We start from the raw sequence: 18,157 nt of genomic DNA, 5'->3' as shown, positions 1-18,157 counted from the left end.
TACTTTGTTAGCTAGACAATCTAATGAAAAGAGTATTAGAATAAACAGACAAAATGCAATTACTGCGCCAATTGCATAAGTATAGATTTAGTTAAATTTGATCGAGTAATTTTCAAATGCACTCGCTTTTTTTGAGGGTGGATTAGCCGGATTAAAATCTTATGTTTAAAAAAGAGCTTTAACGAGGCCTTGAAGTAGCTTTGAGATTATTAAAGAAGGATTTGCATACGTATGAAAAAATGGTTTCGACGCTCATTAAAAAATCAATTAACAGTGTTTATTCTAGCGGCTGTTTTAATACCGTTATGCCTTTTAGGCGTGTTTGCATATGAAATGACTATACAAGCGTCAAAAGAACGAGCAGCTATATCGGGACAAAGTTCGATTAATCAACTCCAAGACACACTAGATTTTATTGTTAGTGATATCGAAAATATATCTGTTTTCTTAATTGGCCATCAATCCGTTCAGGAGTATTTGGGAAAAGAAGGCGATTTTATTGCGCAACGAAGAGATATCTCTGGATTCCTCTCTAACTTGGCGTTTTCTAAGCCGTATATAGAAAATATTAAGATTACTCCGATAAATGGGAATGCTGTTATTGCGACTTCTGTATTAGATGAAGGCTTACCATTAGAAACAAATCATATGACAAACGGACAATGGTGGTCGGTAAAAGAAAATAATAATACCACAGCTGGTAAAAGAGAAATGATAACTTTAACCCGTCCAATCCGAAGCACGTACAATTTCAAATTAATTGGTTATTTATCAATTAGTTTAAGTCAAGAAGTTATTACAGAGTATTTAGACTCCATTGATTTTGAATGGAATGTATCCATACTAATTGAAAACGAAGGGCGATTACTAGCTGAGAATAATGGTGGTAAACATAGTGACATAGATATTATGAATTTAAGTGATTATATTAATAATAGGAATAGTGAAGAGAGCTTTGTCTATCAAATGGCCAATGAAAAAGCAACAATTTTCACAAGAAAAGTCCCTTCTGTCAATTGGAATATTATAGGTGTTATTCCGTTCCGAGAATATAGTTCTCAAAACCGTTATGTTTTATGGCTAACGACGTATTCTGTACTTATTGCCATTGTCTTAATCACTAGCTTGGTGGTTTTTTTTATCGCAAAAGTATTTAAACCGTTAACATCATTAACAGAGTCGATTCAAAACTCTAATCCTGGTGAGTGCATAAATACGGTTGTATCATACTCTAATAATGAAATTGGTGACTTAATTATAAGCTATAATTCTCTCAATGAACGTATTGAGATCCTTATGGATGAAGTAAAGAAAAATGAGTCAATAAAACGCACGCTCGATTTACAAGCATTGCAATCCCAAATTAACCCACACTTTTTATACAATACGTTAGCCTCAGTGCATTGGATTGCTTTAAGTACAAAATCTTATGATATTGTTAAAGTCGTCTCTCATTTAAGTGACTTCTTACGCTTTAGTCTAAATAAAGGGAATGAATACTGCACTATAGAACAAGAAGTAGGTAATTTAATTCATTATTTAGAAATTTTGAAAATACGCTACCCAAATAGCTTTCAACTAAATCTAACCATACCAGAGAAGTTGAAACAATGTACGATGCTAAAACTCGTTTTACAACCTTTAATCGAAAATAGTATCAATCATGGATTTTTTGCTGTTGAAAACTATTATGGGGTCATTGATGTAATCGCAAAAGAGCAAGGTCAATATATCCAATTTGAAGTGAAGGATAATGGCATTGGTATCTCAGAGCAAAAACTCAAAGAGCTAAACCAACAATTTGATTACGATCAAAACTCAGAGGTAGTGGTTGGGAAAAATTACGGGCTTCGAAATGTGAATTTAAGACTTATCTTACACTTTGGTGAACAATCTAAGCTACACATTAAAAGTGAAGTTAACAAAGGAACAGTAATCAGTTTTTCTACTCCAATAAAGGGAGGGATCAAGTGGTGAAAGTCTTAATTGCAGATGATGAAATCATTATAAGGGAAGGTATATCTAGCGTTATTTCATGGGAGGAACTGGGTTTTATATTGCTTAAACCCGTTTCTTCTGCAGAAGAAGTCATAAGACAATTAGACCGAGAATGTCCGGATATTCTCATTACAGACATTAGGATGAAAGGTATGTCGGGCTTAGATTTGGTATCATACATCACTGAAAAAAAATATCAAATAGAGTCTATTCTACTTACAGGTTACGATGATTTTGAATATATTCAAGAAGCGATACGTCAAAACGTTTGTGATTATCTACTAAAAACGAGTTCACCTGATGATATTATAGCGGCGGTGGAAAGAGCTAAAAAAAGATTACAAAGAATAAAAGAATATGATCAGTTAAAAGAACACGAAGCGGAGCGTGCAGTTGTTAACCAATTAAAAGAAGCACTACAAAATGAAATGAAAGCGTTTCCTAAACAAACGTTAGTAGACTTAATTCCCGCGTTTAAAGAGGCGCCATACCAATTACTACTGATTGATGAAACCAGCACTCTTCATGATATCCAAGTTCATGAAGAGTTATGGAACAGTTATCTGAATGGTAAATGGTTTACTTATCATAATCATACATTGATTTTGTTAAAACGTGATAAGTATTTAAAAGATGATTATCTGCTCCAAGTAGCTTCGAGAAGAATCAAGGATCTTTATGGTAAGCCAGTAATTATGAGTTCAATCGTAAGTTCTCTTGATGAAATAGCGCATTTATATAAACAAGTCGTATCTTTTATTCCATATCAATGGATTTTGAGAGATTACACCGTATTAACGGAAAAAGATATCGTTTATCGAAAGGGTATTTCTTATACCGATCATATGACAATCTATAAAAACGAGTTGAACGAATGTATGAAAAATGGGGATAAAGAAAAACTAAGAGCTTGGATTTCTAACTTTATTGATTGGTTACTATCGCATCCGGATGCTACTCCTAGGTCTATTCAATTTTATGTTCAGCATCTCTATATTGATAGTATCCGCTTAGTTAATCAGTATGGACAAGATGAAAAAGCTATGCATTATGATTCGATGCCTGTGTTTCAGGAGTGGTTTCAAAATCCAAAGGAAGAGTTGTTTTCACTATTATCCGTAATATCACAAAACTTTAAATTGTGTTACCAAAAAAACACTAATTATGTTGAAGAGTCGCTTAATTATATGAAGAATCATCTTGGAGATCCTTTATCGCTCAAAGAGATAGCTGAAAAAATCCCTGTTCATCCCAACTATTTAAGTGTAGTTATTCGCCGGAAAACCGGAAAGTCTTACGTTGAGCTACTAACAGACTTACGTATAAAGAAAGCTGCAGATTATTTCATGTACACATCAATGAGTGTTAAGGAAGTCACAAAATTAGTAGGGTATAATGACAGCAAATATTTCACAAAAATTTTTAAAAAGTATTATAAAATGACACCGACACAGTATAGAGAAACATATTATCAAAATAAATGACCAAAAAAGGAGAAAAGAAAAACATGAGAAATCTAGGCGTTTCAATTTATCCTGAAAAATCAGATGTGGAAAAAGATAAGCAGTACTTAACTTTAGCAAAAGAAAATGGCTTTGCTCGGGTCTTTACTTGCTTACTGTCAGCGGATAAACCTAAAAATGAACTAGTGCAATCTTTTAAAGAAATTATCTTTTATGCAAAAGAACTAGGAATGGAGGTTATTTTAGATGTTGCCCCCACGGTGTTTGATCGTCTTGGTATAAGTTATGATGATTTAAGCTTTTTTGCTGATATAGGTGCAGATGGTATTCGATTAGACGCCGCGTTTGATGGTAAGCGAGAGGCTGCTTTAACCTATAACGCTTATAATTTAAAGATTGAATTGAATATGAGTAATGATATTGATTATTTAAATAATATTCTTTCACATCAGCCAAATAAAGAGAATTTGATTGGTTGTCATAATTTTTACCCGCAAAAGTATACAGGGTTGCCTTATGACTTTTTTGTGAAATGTTCTGAAAGGTTTAAAGACCAAGGTATTCGAACGGCGGCATTCGTTACATGCCAAGGCGGAACTATGGGTCCTTGGGATATTAACGATGGTCTGTGTACCCTAGAAGAGCACCGAAACATTCCGATACACGTTCAAGCAAAGCACCTATGGGCCACGGGGTTAATAGATGATGTGATTATTGGAAATGGGTACGCGACGGAAGCAGAAATAGTACAGTTGGGCGCGCTCAACCGTTACATACTAGAGTTGGATATAACTCTAGAGGGTGAATTATCAGATATAGAAAAAGCGGTTGTTTTAAGCGAGCAACATGTTCGTCGAGGGGATATTACAGAGTTTTTAGTACGTTCAACGGAAGTAAGGAAGAAATATATTGATAGTTCAATCGCACCTCGCTCTCCTCAAAAGCAAGAAGTTGGTTGTGTTGTGATCGGGAATGATAACTTCGGTAAGTATAAAGCTGAACTACAAATCGTTCTTAAAGAATTGCCGATAGACACTAGAAAGAATAATGTGGCTAGAGTTAACTCAGATCAAGTATTCTTAATAGATTATATTACCCCCTGGCGAACATTTATCTTTAAAGAAAGCAGTAACTGAATACATGATAAATTGATAATATGATGGTTTATTTTAGTGAACCCGAGCCTTATAAAAGGTTCGGGTTTTCACATAAGTAAAGGGGTGGAGAAGAGCTTTGATTTGTCTACCTATATCTTTAAAATCCCTACCTTATCATAATGAAAGCGCTATTATAAAATGAGTGTAGTAAATAAAAAGGAGTGGTTAACAATGAAAAAGTTATTAGCAGTATTGTTGGTTCTAATGATTACTTTAGTTGCATGTGGTGATTCGGAAGATAACGTGGAAGTGTCTGGTGATGATGTAGAAGAAGTTAAAATCTCCATTTGGCACAATTTCGCTGGGGATGACTTGCGTGCTAGATCTGTTAGAGAGATGATTGCGGAGTTTCAAGAAGCAAATCCACATATTGAAGTGGATGAGCAGGCTATTCCAGTAGATGGCTATCGTCAGCGTATTAGTACAGTTGCAGCTGCAGATGAACTACCAGATATTTTCTTAACCTATGCGGGCAGTTTTACCGATGAATTCCAAAAAAATGAACTCATCCAACCAATAACGTCGCTATTTGATGAGAATCCAGAATGGAAAGATTCATTCCTGACAGGTGCACTTGAACCATATAATTATGATGGAGAATTGTATTCAGCGCCAGTTGCTATGTCAGCTACTTCATTTTTGTATTATAACAAACAAATGTTTGAAGAAAATGACTTAGAGGTGCCGTCAACTTGGGAGGATTTCATTGAAACAATTGATTTCTTTAACGATAAAGGGATTACGCCTTTAGCAATGGGAAACAGAGCGCCTTGGGTTGCGCAATCGACTACTTTCGGTGCTATTGCTGACCGTGTAACTGGTACTGATTGGTTTATGAATGCTGTAAATCAAGATGGTGCAACATTTACTGATCCTATATTCATTGAAGCATTAAATCACTTCAAAGAATTAGTTGATCATAATGCTTACTCAGAAGGTGCAAATAGTTTGGATAATACGCAAGCAGAGCAAAGTTTTGCGCAAGGAAATGCAGCTATGATGATTAATGGTTCGTGGACTATCAGTAGTTTAGCAACTTCAGTGTCAGAAGAAGTACTGAATAATATCGGTATTACAACGGTTCCATCTATTGAAGGTGGTCAGGGACAAGGTAATACAATTACAGGTGGTCCTGGAGGAGGATATCTGTTAAGCAGTAAAACAGAAGGTGCTGCTAAAGAAGCAGCGTTAGATTTAATTTATGCATTAAGTAATGATAATGCACAAAAGGTAATAGCTGAAAGTAACTCAATGGTTATGTATGATCTAGATCTAAACGAAGAAGTTGTAAACCCTCTCTTTTATGAAGCCTTTAACCTTGTACGTGGCGCAGCTTTTGCTCCAGTATATGATTTGCATTTAACATCTGCAGGTGCAGAAGCGGTTAACAATGGACTGCAAGAAATTATGTTAGGTGGAGATGTAGAAAAAGTGGCTGAAAATATTCAAAGAGCACAGACGACAAATTAATGATTAAAAAGGCAAAAGGGGGGATAATATGCAATCTAGATTAAAGTTAAGAGGATTGTTAGTAATGACATTACTTCCAGCCCTTTTGCTTTACAGTTTCTTTGTTATCATCCCCATATTCAGATCTTCTTATTATGGATTTTTCGAATGGTCTGGAATGGGTGATGCGACATTTATCGGCTTTCAAAACTACATTGAAGTGGTGCAGAGCCCTATCTTTTGGAGGGCGTTTAAAAATAACCTTATTATTGTAGGGGCATCAGTCTTAGGTCAAGTACCTATTGCGTTGGGTCTTGCTCTATTACTAAGAAAAAGTAATATGTTCCAACGTTTTGTCCGTTCTGCAGTTTTTTTACCTATGGTTATTTCAACAGTTGTAGTTGGTCTTATATGGGGATATATATTTGATTTAGAATTAGGCGTAATTAACACCGTCTTAAGAAATATCGGACTTGAGTCTTGGACGAGAGCGTGGCTTGCTGATCCGGATGTGAATATGTACGCGGTCTCTATCCCAATTATTTGGAACTATATTGGTCCATACTTAATTATTTTTATTGCCACAATACAAAATATTCCAGGTGAGATTGAAGAAGCGGCATTACTTGACGGTGCTATAGGGTGGAAAAAATTAATTTATATCATCTTACCAAATATGTGGGGAACAATTAAAGTTGTGATTATACTTTGTATCTCTGGGAGCTTAAAAGCATTTGATCAAGTATTTGTTATGACAGGTGGCGGTCCCGCTCAATCAACAGAGATCTTGGCAACGTATATGTATAATAATACTTTTTTAGTTTACCGTTATGGCTTCGGTTCAGCAATTTCTACTATGATTATAATTTTAAGTCTAATATTAATTGCTATAAGTCAAATATTAATGAAGAGAAAGGACTAAGGAGGTGTCAATCAATTGAATAGTGAAATGAATAAAAAAGGCGCCTCTGTAGGTTTCTTAGTTAAAGTAGGAATATTTAAAACTCTTCGCGTCGTGTTTTTAAGTACTTTTTCGTTATTAATGATCTATCCTCTGTATTGGTTGATAACGAGTTCATTTAAAACGAACGAGGAATTTTTCACACAGCCATATGCCTTTCCTACGAGTTTCACGTTTGAAAACTTTCAACGTGCTTGGGATGTGGCGAATCTAGGTCAGGCCATGGTCAATTCGGCTATTGTTACCGTTACTGCCACTATATTAACAGTCTTTCTAGGCGCGTTAACGGCGTATGTATTATCTCGCTTTACTTTCAAATTAAAAGGTTTCTTAGTCGTATTTTTCTTGTTAGGTATGTTAATTCCCGTTCATAGTACGTTAGTTCCTTTATTTACAATGATGAATGAAATTGGATTATTGGATAGCTATTGGGCGTTGATTTTACCTTATACGGCGTTTGAACTTCCAATTGCTATTTTCCTAACTGTTGCTTATATGAGTTCTATTCCTAAAGAATTAGAGGAAGCCGCAGTAATTGATGGTAGTGGATATTGGGGCATTTTCTTTAAGATCATGCTGCCATTAAGTGTGCCAGCCTTATCAACAGTTTCTATACTTGCATTTTTAAGATTTTGGAACGAATTTGTCTTTGCCCTGGTTTTCATTAATGACAGTGCATTAAAAACGTTACCACTTAGCCTTGCGATATTCTCAGATGGTTTTAGTACAGATTATGCGCTTACGATGGCAGCGATGACAATAGCTGTTATCCCAACAATTATTATGTATTTACTATTCCAAGAACAGATTATGAAGGGTATGATTGCTGGTTCAGTGAAAGGATAATGATATATTACAAAAGGGTGGTGTAGCAGGTGAATGCGATTCAATCTAGGTATGTTGCTGTTGTGCAAAAAATATATTGGTTTGCCTATTTGCAAATGCTATGGTTTTTGTTTACTTTGATAGGTTGCATTGTTTTAGGGATATTTCCTGCTACGCATGCTCTTATTGTTGCTTTAAAAGAGGAGAATCTGTCGTCAAGAGAGGCCTTTTCATTATTTAAACACATATATAGTACGTCTTTTTTAAAACTGTCTAGTGCGGGACTCTTATTTAAATTAATATTCATCTTGATAGCCATTAATTTAGTTATACTTCAATCGATGTATATTAAAATAATCGTACTATGTATGCTAGGTTTAGTATTTTTAAGTTCAATTCATTTTTTGCAATATTTCAATTTTAGGAAACCGATAATATTTCAGATGAAAACAGCCTTTTCGTTGGTGTGGCTGTTACCTAAGAATAATCTTGGCTATGTGTGTGTATTCTTTTTATTAATAGTAGCAATTTCTTTCATGCCAGGACTAACATTCTTTTTTGGGGTTAGTATAACTATGTTAGGAATTGTGAAAATTGGTAACTCGAAAGAAAGTCAACGTCTCAAGAAAGATCTTATTTGAAAGGAGTCGCTTATGGAAAGACGAGGTTTAAAGGTAGTAACTATTGGTGGTGGATCGAGCTACACTCCGGAATTAATTGAAGGGTTTATTAAAAGATATGATACATTTCCTATTAAAGAGTTGTGGCTCGTTGATATAGAAGAAGGAAAGGAAAAATTAAATACCGTAGGTGGTTTAGCTAAGAGAATGGTAGAAAAAGCCAAAATACCGATGGATATACACTTAAGCTTAGATCGGAAAGCGGCTTTAAAAGATGCTGATTTTGTAACGACACAATTTCGAGTAGGGCAATTATCAGCCAGAGCAATAGATGAAGAAATACCACTCAAGTATGGTGTAATTGGCCAGGAAACAAATGGGCCAGGAGGTATGTTTAAAGCACTACGTACTATACCTGTCATGTTGACTATTGTTAAAGAAATGGAAGTGTTATGCCCAAATGCTTGGTTAATTAATTTTACTAATCCGGCAGGTATGGTAGTAGAAGCTGTTTTTAGACATACAAATTGGAAAAGAATAATTGGTGTGTGTAATGTTCCGATAGGAATGGAGAGAGCTGTTGCTAAAGCATTAGAAGTAGAGGAAGAACGCGTAAGAATAGATTTTGGAGGGCTAAACCATATGGTATTTGGTTTGGCAATTTATTTAGATGGAGAAGATATTACACTAAAAGCTATCAATCGCATCGTTTCAAGTAAGAGTGAAATAAATATGAGAAATATTAATAACATTGCTTTTGAAGCAGATTTTATTCGCGCACTAAAAATGCTCCCATGTCCTTATCACAGATATTATTACAAACAAAAGGAAATGTTAGAGTCAGAGCTAGTGGATTATAAAGAAAAGGGTATAAGAGCAAAAGTGGTTCAAACGTTAGAAAAAGATCTTTTTGACCTATACAAGAATAAAAATATAGATGAAAAGCCAAAGCAACTGGAGCAACGTGGAGGGGCGTATTATAGTGATGTGGCTTGTAATTTAATGGAGTCCATTTTCAATGATAGAGGCGATATTCAAACGGTTAATACGCTAAACAATGGAACCATTGCAAGTCTTTCAAGAGAGTCAGTGATAGAGGCTAGCTGCGTGATTACAAAAGAAGGACCTAGGCCAATTGCTATTGGTGATTTACCTGTCGTTGTGCGCGGGTTAGTGCAACAAATTAAATCCTTTGAGCGGATGACGATTGAAGCTGCGGTAACGGGAGATTATCATACAGCCCTTTTAGCTATGACCATTAATCCACTTGTGCCCTCAGATACTATAGCCAAGCAAATACTTGATGACATGCTCACTGCGCATAAATTGTTTTTACCACAGTTTAAGTAAATCGATTATTTGTGTCATTACATGAGTAAGGAGGGGATGGAAATGGGTGAATTTATCGCATTCGATATTGGTGGCACGTATATAAAGTATGGTTTAATTGATAACCAAAGCCATATTTTAGAACAAAATAAAGTTAAAACGCCTAATGAATTAGAAGAATTATTGACCATTCTTCAAAACTACGCTAATTTACATAAAAGGGCAAAAGGGGTAGCAATTAGTATTCCTGGTGCCGTTTCAGATGATGGGTTTGTATATGGTAAAAGTGCTATTTCATATATACATGGACCAAACATGAAGCAGCTGATAGAACAACGAACGAACCTACCGGTATATATTGAGAATGACGCAAATTGCGCAGGATATGCTGAAATGTGGGGAGGCTCAGCTAAAGGAAAGAAAGATGTCATCGTTATGGCCATTGGTACAGGCATCGGAGGAGCTATAATTAAAGAGGGAGTCATACATAAAGGCGCAAATCTTCATGGGGGAGAATTTGGCTTTATGTTGCTAAGTTTAGATCGAGACATCGAGGAAAATACATGGGTGCGAATGGATTCAACGGTATCAATGATTAAAAAAGTCGCAAAAAAGAAGAATGTACCCTATGAATCTTTATCAGGAGAAGATGTGTTTAAATTAGCGGAGAATGGAGATGAAATTTGTATAAAAGCAGTCGATCTGTTTTATCATAAGCTAGCAATTGGCATATTTAATTTGCAGTATATCTATGATCCGGAAGTTATTTTATTGAGTGGTGGGATAAGCGCTAGAGCCGATTTAATTCACTGTATTTATAAAAAACTAGATAGTGTTATCCAGTCCATGCCTAATGCGACGGTAAGACCAGTTATCGATTTTTGTAAATATAGACAAAATGCCAATTTAATAGGGGCTGTATACGGTTTGAAGCAGCAATTTTATAGTTAAGCATTAGGGTGGATTGTCTAGGATGTTTCATATGCCATTGATGACGATGAATAACCATATTATTGTGGATATAATTCTATTTATCCTTAGAGTGACTTTAGATTTTTTAAGACCCCCTTCAAAACCGGTAGTCTAAACACCCGCTTTTTGCACCTTAATGAAAACTATCAAATCATAATAAAGAGCAGTCTGCGCTCGCTATTAATTTACAAAGGTCAGTGTTGTAAATTAATAGCGGGCTTTTTAGTTTGATTATCTTCTGAGAAGCTGTCATTTTCAAGAACGCTTGAATTCTTGTTAGCTTAAATAGTATTTCAAATGAGGGGGTTTTTCTCGAAAGGGAAGTCGATATGTGACTTTCATAACTTGACTATTTACGATTACAGTTGTAAACTTAAGGTGTTGAAAAGATTACGAATGTAAATAGAGCGTCTTATTATTATAAGTTCTAATGATAAAACTTAAATAGGGGTGAGGTTAATGGAGAAAACAATGCAAGTGGAAGGGATGACGTGTGCATCGTGTTCACAAACAGTTGAAAAAGTTGTAGGTCAACTCGAGGGGGTTAATCAAGCAACGGTAAATCTAGCAACAGAAAAGCTATCAATCGATTTTGATGAAAAGGAAGTGGCATTAAAAGATATCGCTTCTGCGGTCTCAAACGCGGGTTATACGCTTAAGATGCCACATTATGAACAAATATTTGATATAAGTGGGATGACATGTGCATCTTGTGCACAAACGGTTGAGAAAACTGTTAATGAACTCCCTGATGTTGAACAGGCAACGGTAAATCTAGCAACAGAAAAACTAACTGTAACTTACGCTGAAGATAAAATGAATGAAGCGGCAGTTGTGTTAGCGATTAAAGCTGCAGGTTATGAAGCGACTCTTGTTACGGTAACCTCTAAAAAAGAAGAAGCTAAGGTTAAAAAGCAACAACAGATAGCCCGTATTTGGCAAAGATTTTTTTATTCCGCTTTATTCACCGTCCCGTTATTATATGTGTCAATGGGACATATGATGGGCCTACCATTACCAGCAATAATTGATCCAATGATGCGTCCGCTTACGTTTTCCATTTTACAACTTATACTGACATTACCGGTAATGCTGTTAGGATGGCCGTTCTTTCATGTAGGTTTTAAGGTCTTGGTTAAACGTCATCCTAATATGGATTCCTTAGTGGCGCTTGGTACAAGCGCGGCATTTATTTATAGTTTAGGTGCGACAGTCGCCGTTGGTTTAGGGGAAAGCCATTATGCGATGGACTTGTATTATGAATCAGCTGCCGTTATTTTAACTTTAATAACGCTTGGAAAGTATTTAGAGGCGCGTTCAAAAGGGAAAACGTCTGAAGCGATTGAAAAACTTATGGGTTTACAGCCAAAAACAGCAACAGTATTGAAAAATGGAAAAGAAGAACAAGTACCGATTGAGTCCGTGTCGGTTGGTGATAGTATTGTTGTTAAACCAGGGGAGAAATTGCCAGTTGATGGTGTGGTAACTGAAGGTAAGACGTCGATTGATGAGTCCATGTTGACAGGGGAAAGTATACCCGTTGAAAAAATAGTGGGTGACACTGTGATTGGTGCGAGTATGAATAAAAATGGGACGATCTACTATGAAGCGACAAAAGTTGGCGAAGATACCGCGTTAGCACAGATTATTAAACTGGTCGAAGATGCGCAAGGGTCAAAAGCGCCTATCGCTAAGCTAGCAGACATTATCTCAGGCTATTTTGTGCCGATTGTGATGGTGATAAGTCTACTTTCTGGTCTTAGTTGGTTTATTGCGGGAGAGACAGGCCTCTTTGGATTAACGATTGCTATTTCTGTCTTAGTCATTGCTTGTCCATGTGCGCTAGGTCTAGCAACGCCCACATCTATTATGGTTGGAACAGGGAAGGGTGCCGAGAATGGGGTATTAATTAAAGGTGGTGTCGCATTAGAAACAACCCATAAACTGGATACAATTGTTTTCGATAAAACAGGCACAATCACTGAAGGTAAACCGGTTGTGACAGATATTGTGACGGTTGATGATGTTGATGAAACAGATCTTCTTCAACTCACAGCTTCAAGCGAAAAGGGTTCTGAGCACCCATTAGGTGAGGCGATTGTCCGTGCAGCGGAAGAAAAAGCTCTTCCGTTTTTATTAGTTGAACAATTTGAAGCGGTTCCTGGGCGTGGGATTGACGTGCGAGTGAATGGTCAACACGTTTTAGCTGGAAATAAAAAATTAATGTTGGAAAGACAACTCCCTCTTCATCTATTAGAAGCAGCATCAGATCGACTTGCTGGTGAAGGGAAAACCCCTATGTATGTTGCGATTGATGGGGAACTTGCTGGTATTATTGCAGTGGCAGATACAATAAAAGACACGAGTGTTGAAGCGGTCCGAAAGCTCCGCCAAATGGGTATTGAAGTAGCCATGATTACCGGTGATAACCATAGAACAGCTGAAGCCATCGCTAAAAGTGTGGGTATTGACCGTGTGTTAAGTGACGTGTTACCCGAAGATAAGGCGAATGAAGTAAAAAAACTACAATCAAAAGGCAATAAAGTTGGTATGGTAGGTGATGGTATTAATGATGCGCCAGCGCTTGCTCAATCTGATATCGGTATGGCGATAGGTTCAGGTACGGATGTTGCTATTGAATCAGCGGATATTGTGTTGATGCGCAGTGATTTAATGCAAGTCCCTATAGCAATCGAGCTAAGTCATGCGACTATTCGTAATATTAAACAAAATCTCTTTTGGGCATTTGCCTATAACGTAATTTGTATTCCAGTGGCGATGGGGTTACTCTACCTCTTTGGTGGACCGTTATTAAACCCGATGCTTGCGGGTGCTGCGATGAGCTTTAGCTCTGTCTCTGTTCTTGTAAATGCATTAAGACTTAAACGTTTTAAACCGTCTCAATCTATAGTATAATAAGCGGATTTATAGACCACTCTCTCTACTAAAGGTGAAAGAGTGGTCTTTTTTTAAAATTTGAGGTTTACTTTCAATTTAATTTTATATATACTATCGTTAACTTATATTTTATGGAGGTTAACAATGGAACTTAAAAAGTTAACGTATATGTCTATTTTTGTTGCGATTATGGGGGTATTGGGTTTGCTTCCGCCAATCCCGTTAGCCTTTTCACCTGTCCCGCTTACATTACAAACGCTAGGTGTCATGTTGTCTGGGAGCATATTAGGTTATCATCTTGGTGGTAAATATGCTTTTATGAGCTTAATCGTGTTTCTTCTCCTTGTACTTTCGGGGCTTCCTCTTCTTGCTGGTGGTCGAGGTGGCGTGGGTGTATTTGTTGTGCCTTCTTCCGGTTATTTAATCGGTTATGCGTTTGGCAGCTATGTTGTCGGTTGGTTTGCTGAGCGGATAAAATCACCGTCATTTTTCCGTTTTTTTATAGCTAATACACTTGGTGGTGTAGCTGTGGTGTATTTATTCGGTATTCCCGTACAGGCATTTATGATGGAAATATCTTTAATCGAGGCATCTATATTAAGTTTGGTTTATTTGCCTGGAGATTTGGTGAAGGTGATCATTGCTTCGATGATTGGGTTGAAGATGACCGGTATACCTTTAATGGCCAAAGAAAAAACGGGTGTTACAAAGATTTAACGTCACCTCTTTTTACAGATTCTAAAATGAACGAGTCCCACCTAACATTCTAACGAGTATTTGAAGAAGGTCTTCTCGCTCTAAAATGATAAATAATATCGATAAAGTGTAAAGCAAGAAGGTGGGACGTGATGTCACTTATAAGATCTAAGTTATTGTGAGTAGCATAAAAAATTAAGAAGCCACCCCATGCTAAGAGGATTATTTCTTAACATGGGGTGGCTTTAAGCCTTCAGTTTTAATTTTATAAATTACTTAGGTGGCTTTTAGTTCATAACGGACCAGTAAACGTCGACATGGGGACTTAAAAACAGTGATCAGTTAAGCACTCTCATAATATATGACAGTATTTGATAATGCTAGCCTTCGTTTGGACTGAAAGATTATATAGCTTTTTTTACACGGAATAATATCATGATTAGCGTCACCGCTAGTATAATATGGCCGATGCCTGATATGCCAGCAATCGATGCATTTAGCGCGCTTGTCATATTCGTGCCGAGTACTTCTGATGTCCCACGTATTAAAAAGCCTAAAACACTGATGTTCAGTCCTAAGTGGTAACCAAGTACAATAAGTTTCGTCTTTGGAAAGCGTGACCAAGCAAATTGTTTTTCTAAGATTAACAAAAACAAGAAGAAAAATAACCCTAAGCTGATGTAATGCCCATGTATTAAAGATAGGCGAGTGCTCTCTGAATAACCCGAAAACTTCGTGAACTCACGATAAAAAACACCGGATGTTAAACCTAAAATCGTGTAAACTATAGCGGAATTAAGATAATGTTTCATTTGATTGTATCCTCCTTAAATCTATTGTTATTTTTAACCCGCCCCGCGGGCTTTTTTCTGCTCGAATACGCCCTTTATGAGCGTTTACGATATCTTTAGCAATGGCCATGCCCAATCCACTTCCCTCACTTTTGGCTTGGGTATGTGTTCCTCTGTAATACCGTGTAAATATCTGATCGCGTTCTTGGTCGCTGACACCTACCCCGTTGTCATCAATGTCAATGGCTACCCATTGCGCATCACGGCTATCCACATGGACATTCACCGAAACAGGCGCTTCGTTGTGTAAGAAACTATTGTAAACCAGATTGAGCAGTGCACGCTTAAATAGTTGCCGATCTAGTTCAACTAAGACAAAATCATCTGTATGTGTAAAGGCGACGGTATGCTCTTGGTTTACGAACTGTGGACTATTAAGTACATCAATTAAATTACTCTTTATCTCTTTTATAAGATTAACTCGCTCACAACGCAGAAGCGTGTTTGAGTGTTTTAATCGTGTGGTCAAATTTAAGTCATCCAACAACGTTTCGATGTAAGCACCTTTTTCTACTATCACCTGCTTATAATGCGCGCGCGTTTCTTCTGTCAATTCTTCACAAGCATCGCCTAAGAGTTCACCATATCCCATCATAGACGTCAGAGGTGTTTTAATGTCATGAGATAAATTTGAAATCCATTCTTCTCTATGTGATTCGGCTTCTTCATGGGCTTTTTTAGAAGCTTTTAACTGTAGGCCTAGTTGATTCATAGCTTTTTCAACAACAGAATAAATGCCGTTTCCTGCCTCGTGGATACGATAATCCCCTTTAGAAAGTTCAACTATGCGGTGAGTTATTCTGTGAATGGGTCTGCTGATGCTATACGTATATATATAGCTAATCATCAACAACACAAATAAATTCATGCCTAACAGCCAATATATGTTGTATGCTGCGCTTACTTTTTTTACATCCGATGTATACAGTGTACGTTTCACCTGTTCAGGACTGTAGAAGAGGAGCACAGTGTAAGGAGTGTCATTGAGTAAAACTGTTTCAACAAATGTTGTCACGGTATTATTCTCATAAAGGCTAATAAGGGTATTAGGGCTATATACATGCATTGCTCCAACAGGATCGTTGTAGCGAAATACTTCTTCAAATTGCTTGTTAATCAGCTGCAAGCCGATAGCTTCATTGTTTAAATGTGCAGCTAGCGTAGGACTGACGTCAAACGTATGCTCTTCTTTTAGAGAAATGTTATGGGTGACGAGGTCCATAGTTTCCTCAGGTGTAAAGTGGTATAAATTAGCCTCTTGATAGACATAGCTTCGCATGTAGAAAAAATTAATAACAACGATTACTAAACATGCAATAAAAAAAGAACCCGCATAATGCGCCATAATTCTAAGTCTCATGAGTCACCTCTTATGACAAGCTTGTACCCAAGACCAATAACGGTTTGAATCCATTTAGGATGAGAGGGTTGATCCTCTATTTTGAGACGTAACTTTCTAATGTGTACAGAAATGGTGTTATCAAATCCGATAAAATCCTCACCCCAAACTGCGGCGCAAATCATTTCTTTACTAAGTATGCGGTTTGGGTGTTGCGCGAGATATATGAGTAATGTCAGCTCTTTTGCAGTTAAATCCAACATGTCACCATTCTTATATACGGTTTGCGCGTTTATATCTATCGTAATGTTCCCAAACGTTAAATTAGGGTGGGTCTTCTCTATGGCTAAGGTGTTGGTAGCTGATCTTAGCCGGGCTTTAACGCGAAAGGCGACTTCTTTTGCGCTGAAAGGTTTGGTAATATAATCATCTGCGCCCATAGCAAACCCAAGCAGGCGATCGACTTCTTCATCTTTTGCAGATACAAACAATATCGAAACAGGTTTTATTGCTTGAAGTGCTGAATATAGATCATAACCATTACCATCAGGCAACATGATGTCCAATAGGACTAAATCTGGCATGTATCTCTTAAAGGCAGCTAAGCCATCTTTTACTGTATGGGCAGTATGAACATTGCTGAACCCCTCACGCTTTAGAACCGTTTTGAGTAAATCGGCAATGTCTTGTTCGTCATCTACGATGAGGATGGTAGATCTGTAGTTTTGTTGACTCATGACAATGACCTCCAATTTTTTTAATTATACCATAGCCGTTCATTTGAAAGAGCAGCCCTTAATCGATTTAAGATGGAATTAAGATGCGCGTAAATCCTATGTTATATGGCTTCGCTATACTCATAAGTGTCAGTCAATTTAACTTAAAAAGGAGCTTTTTTATGCAAGCAATTATGGAACCAATTTTTCACATTACGTATCTTAGTACAGTCATTTTCATTGGAATTATAATGATTAGGAAATCTAAAGGAAATCAATACTTTAAGTTATTTGGTATCATGTCTGTTACCTTAGGTTTAGGAGATGCATTCCATCTGATTCCCAGAATCATAGCTTTGATGACGACAGGGTTTGAAGATCATGCGGTATCGCTTGGTTTTGGCAAGTTTGTCACCTCTATTACAATGACCATCTTCTATTTAATATTATATACAATTTGGAAAAAACGTTATCAGATTACGAACGTTCCAAAACTGGATATAGTGATATGGCTTCTTGCGACGGTTCGAATCGCTCTTTGTTTCTTTCCACAAAATCAGTGGTTTATCTATGAGCCGTCTATTACATGGGCGATTCATCGTAATATTCCTTTTGCGATTATGGGACTTATAATCATCGTTCTATTTTACAAAAGTGGTGTTCGTCACAACGATAAAAACGCCAAAAAAATCGCGCTTGCCGTCGTTTTATCTTTTGGCTTTTATATTCCGGTTGTTCTTTGGGCTCAAGTTCATATGCTAGTGGGTATGCTGATGATTCCGAAGACACTTGCTTATGTATGGGTAATATTCATAGGGTATGGAGAATTTAGAAAGTCACTTAAATAAATGTTTTAAAGGGTAGGTTCATTCCGTTTTTGAAA

Annotated in this window: 15 protein-coding genes; 12 read left to right on the top strand and 3 right to left on the bottom strand. The window is 36.8% G+C overall.

What is annotated here, in order from left to right:
- Positions 1-231 precede the first annotated feature (231 nt).
- The 11 genes from BM163_RS09500 to BM163_RS09450 all read left to right on the top strand — a co-directional run bounded on the left by BM163_RS09500 (position 232) and on the right by BM163_RS09450 (position 14,389).
- Positions 232-1,977 carry a sensor histidine kinase gene (locus BM163_RS09500; RefSeq protein ID WP_089802533.1) on the top strand — a complete coding sequence of 582 codons (1,746 nt, stop codon included), beginning with the start codon at positions 232-234 and terminating at the stop codon, positions 1,975-1,977.
- Complete coding sequence (locus tag BM163_RS09495) at positions 1,974-3,482, top strand: response regulator transcription factor (RefSeq protein ID WP_170243646.1); 1,509 nt, start codon at positions 1,974-1,976, stop codon at positions 3,480-3,482. Before BM163_RS09500 ends, BM163_RS09495 begins: the two co-directional genes overlap by 4 nt.
- A gap of 23 nt (positions 3,483-3,505) precedes the next feature.
- Positions 3,506-4,597 carry a DUF871 domain-containing protein gene (locus BM163_RS09490; RefSeq protein WP_089802530.1) on the top strand — a complete coding sequence of 364 codons (1,092 nt, stop codon included), beginning with the start codon at positions 3,506-3,508 and terminating at the stop codon, positions 4,595-4,597.
- Positions 4,598-4,756: 159 nt separating this feature from the next.
- Positions 4,757-6,088 (top strand): extracellular solute-binding protein, encoded by a 1,332-nt coding sequence (locus BM163_RS09485; RefSeq protein ID WP_229675491.1) that lies wholly within the window; start codon positions 4,757-4,759, stop codon positions 6,086-6,088.
- Between the two features lie 28 nt (positions 6,089-6,116).
- The gene (locus tag BM163_RS09480; protein ID WP_089802526.1) at positions 6,117-6,989 is read left to right on the top strand and encodes a carbohydrate ABC transporter permease; all 873 of its coding nucleotides are present in this window, start codon (positions 6,117-6,119) and stop codon (positions 6,987-6,989) included.
- Between the two features lie 15 nt (positions 6,990-7,004).
- On the top strand, positions 7,005-7,874 hold the full coding sequence (locus BM163_RS09475; RefSeq protein ID WP_371859484.1) for a carbohydrate ABC transporter permease: 870 nt from the start codon (positions 7,005-7,007) through the stop codon (positions 7,872-7,874).
- A 29-nt stretch (positions 7,875-7,903) separates the two neighbouring features.
- The gene (locus BM163_RS09470) at positions 7,904-8,494 is read left to right on the top strand and encodes a DUF624 domain-containing protein (protein ID WP_089802524.1); all 591 of its coding nucleotides are present in this window, start codon (positions 7,904-7,906) and stop codon (positions 8,492-8,494) included.
- A 12-nt stretch (positions 8,495-8,506) separates the two neighbouring features.
- The gene (locus BM163_RS09465) at positions 8,507-9,823 is read left to right on the top strand and encodes a 6-phospho-beta-glucosidase (protein WP_089802522.1); all 1,317 of its coding nucleotides are present in this window, start codon (positions 8,507-8,509) and stop codon (positions 9,821-9,823) included.
- 42 nt (positions 9,824-9,865) lie between these two features.
- A complete protein-coding gene (locus tag BM163_RS09460) occupies positions 9,866-10,753 on the top strand; it encodes an ROK family protein (protein WP_089802520.1) in 888 nt (295 codons plus the stop codon).
- Between the two features lie 480 nt (positions 10,754-11,233).
- Positions 11,234-13,690, top strand: a complete 2,457-nt coding sequence (locus BM163_RS09455) for a heavy metal translocating P-type ATPase (RefSeq protein WP_089802518.1) — start codon at positions 11,234-11,236, stop codon at positions 13,688-13,690.
- Positions 13,691-13,816: 126 nt separating this feature from the next.
- Entirely contained in the window at positions 13,817-14,389 is a 573-nt protein-coding gene (locus BM163_RS09450; RefSeq protein WP_089802516.1) for a biotin transporter BioY, read from the top strand.
- Between the two features lie 383 nt (positions 14,390-14,772).
- Here the strand turns inward: BM163_RS09450 and BM163_RS09445 are convergent, their stop codons facing one another.
- Genes BM163_RS09445 through BM163_RS09435 form a run of 3 tightly spaced genes read right to left on the bottom strand, consistent with a single transcriptional unit; the run spans position 14,773 to position 17,295 of the window.
- Positions 14,773-15,180 (bottom strand): DUF2871 family protein, encoded by a 408-nt coding sequence (locus BM163_RS09445; RefSeq protein ID WP_089802514.1) that lies wholly within the window; start codon positions 15,178-15,180, stop codon positions 14,773-14,775.
- Positions 15,164-16,579 carry a sensor histidine kinase gene (locus BM163_RS09440; RefSeq protein ID WP_089802512.1) on the bottom strand — a complete coding sequence of 472 codons (1,416 nt, stop codon included), beginning with the start codon at positions 16,577-16,579 and terminating at the stop codon, positions 15,164-15,166. The genes BM163_RS09445 and BM163_RS09440 overlap by 17 nt, the downstream gene beginning before the upstream one ends.
- The gene (locus tag BM163_RS09435) at positions 16,576-17,295 is read right to left on the bottom strand and encodes a response regulator transcription factor (protein WP_089802510.1); all 720 of its coding nucleotides are present in this window, start codon (positions 17,293-17,295) and stop codon (positions 16,576-16,578) included. Before BM163_RS09435 ends, BM163_RS09440 begins: the two co-directional genes overlap by 4 nt.
- Before the next feature lie 161 nt (positions 17,296-17,456).
- Between BM163_RS09435 and BM163_RS09430 the strand changes: the two genes are divergently transcribed.
- The gene (locus BM163_RS09430) at positions 17,457-18,122 is read left to right on the top strand and encodes a hypothetical protein (protein ID WP_089802508.1); all 666 of its coding nucleotides are present in this window, start codon (positions 17,457-17,459) and stop codon (positions 18,120-18,122) included.
- The last annotated feature ends 35 nt before the right edge of the window (positions 18,123-18,157 follow it).

The organism is Halolactibacillus alkaliphilus (genome assembly GCF_900115465.1).
Classification (GTDB): domain Bacteria; phylum Bacillota; class Bacilli; order Bacillales; family Amphibacillaceae; genus Halolactibacillus; species Halolactibacillus alkaliphilus.
The sequence above is the reverse complement of the archived record's forward strand: the minus strand, read 5'-3'. Positions and strand labels throughout refer to the sequence as shown.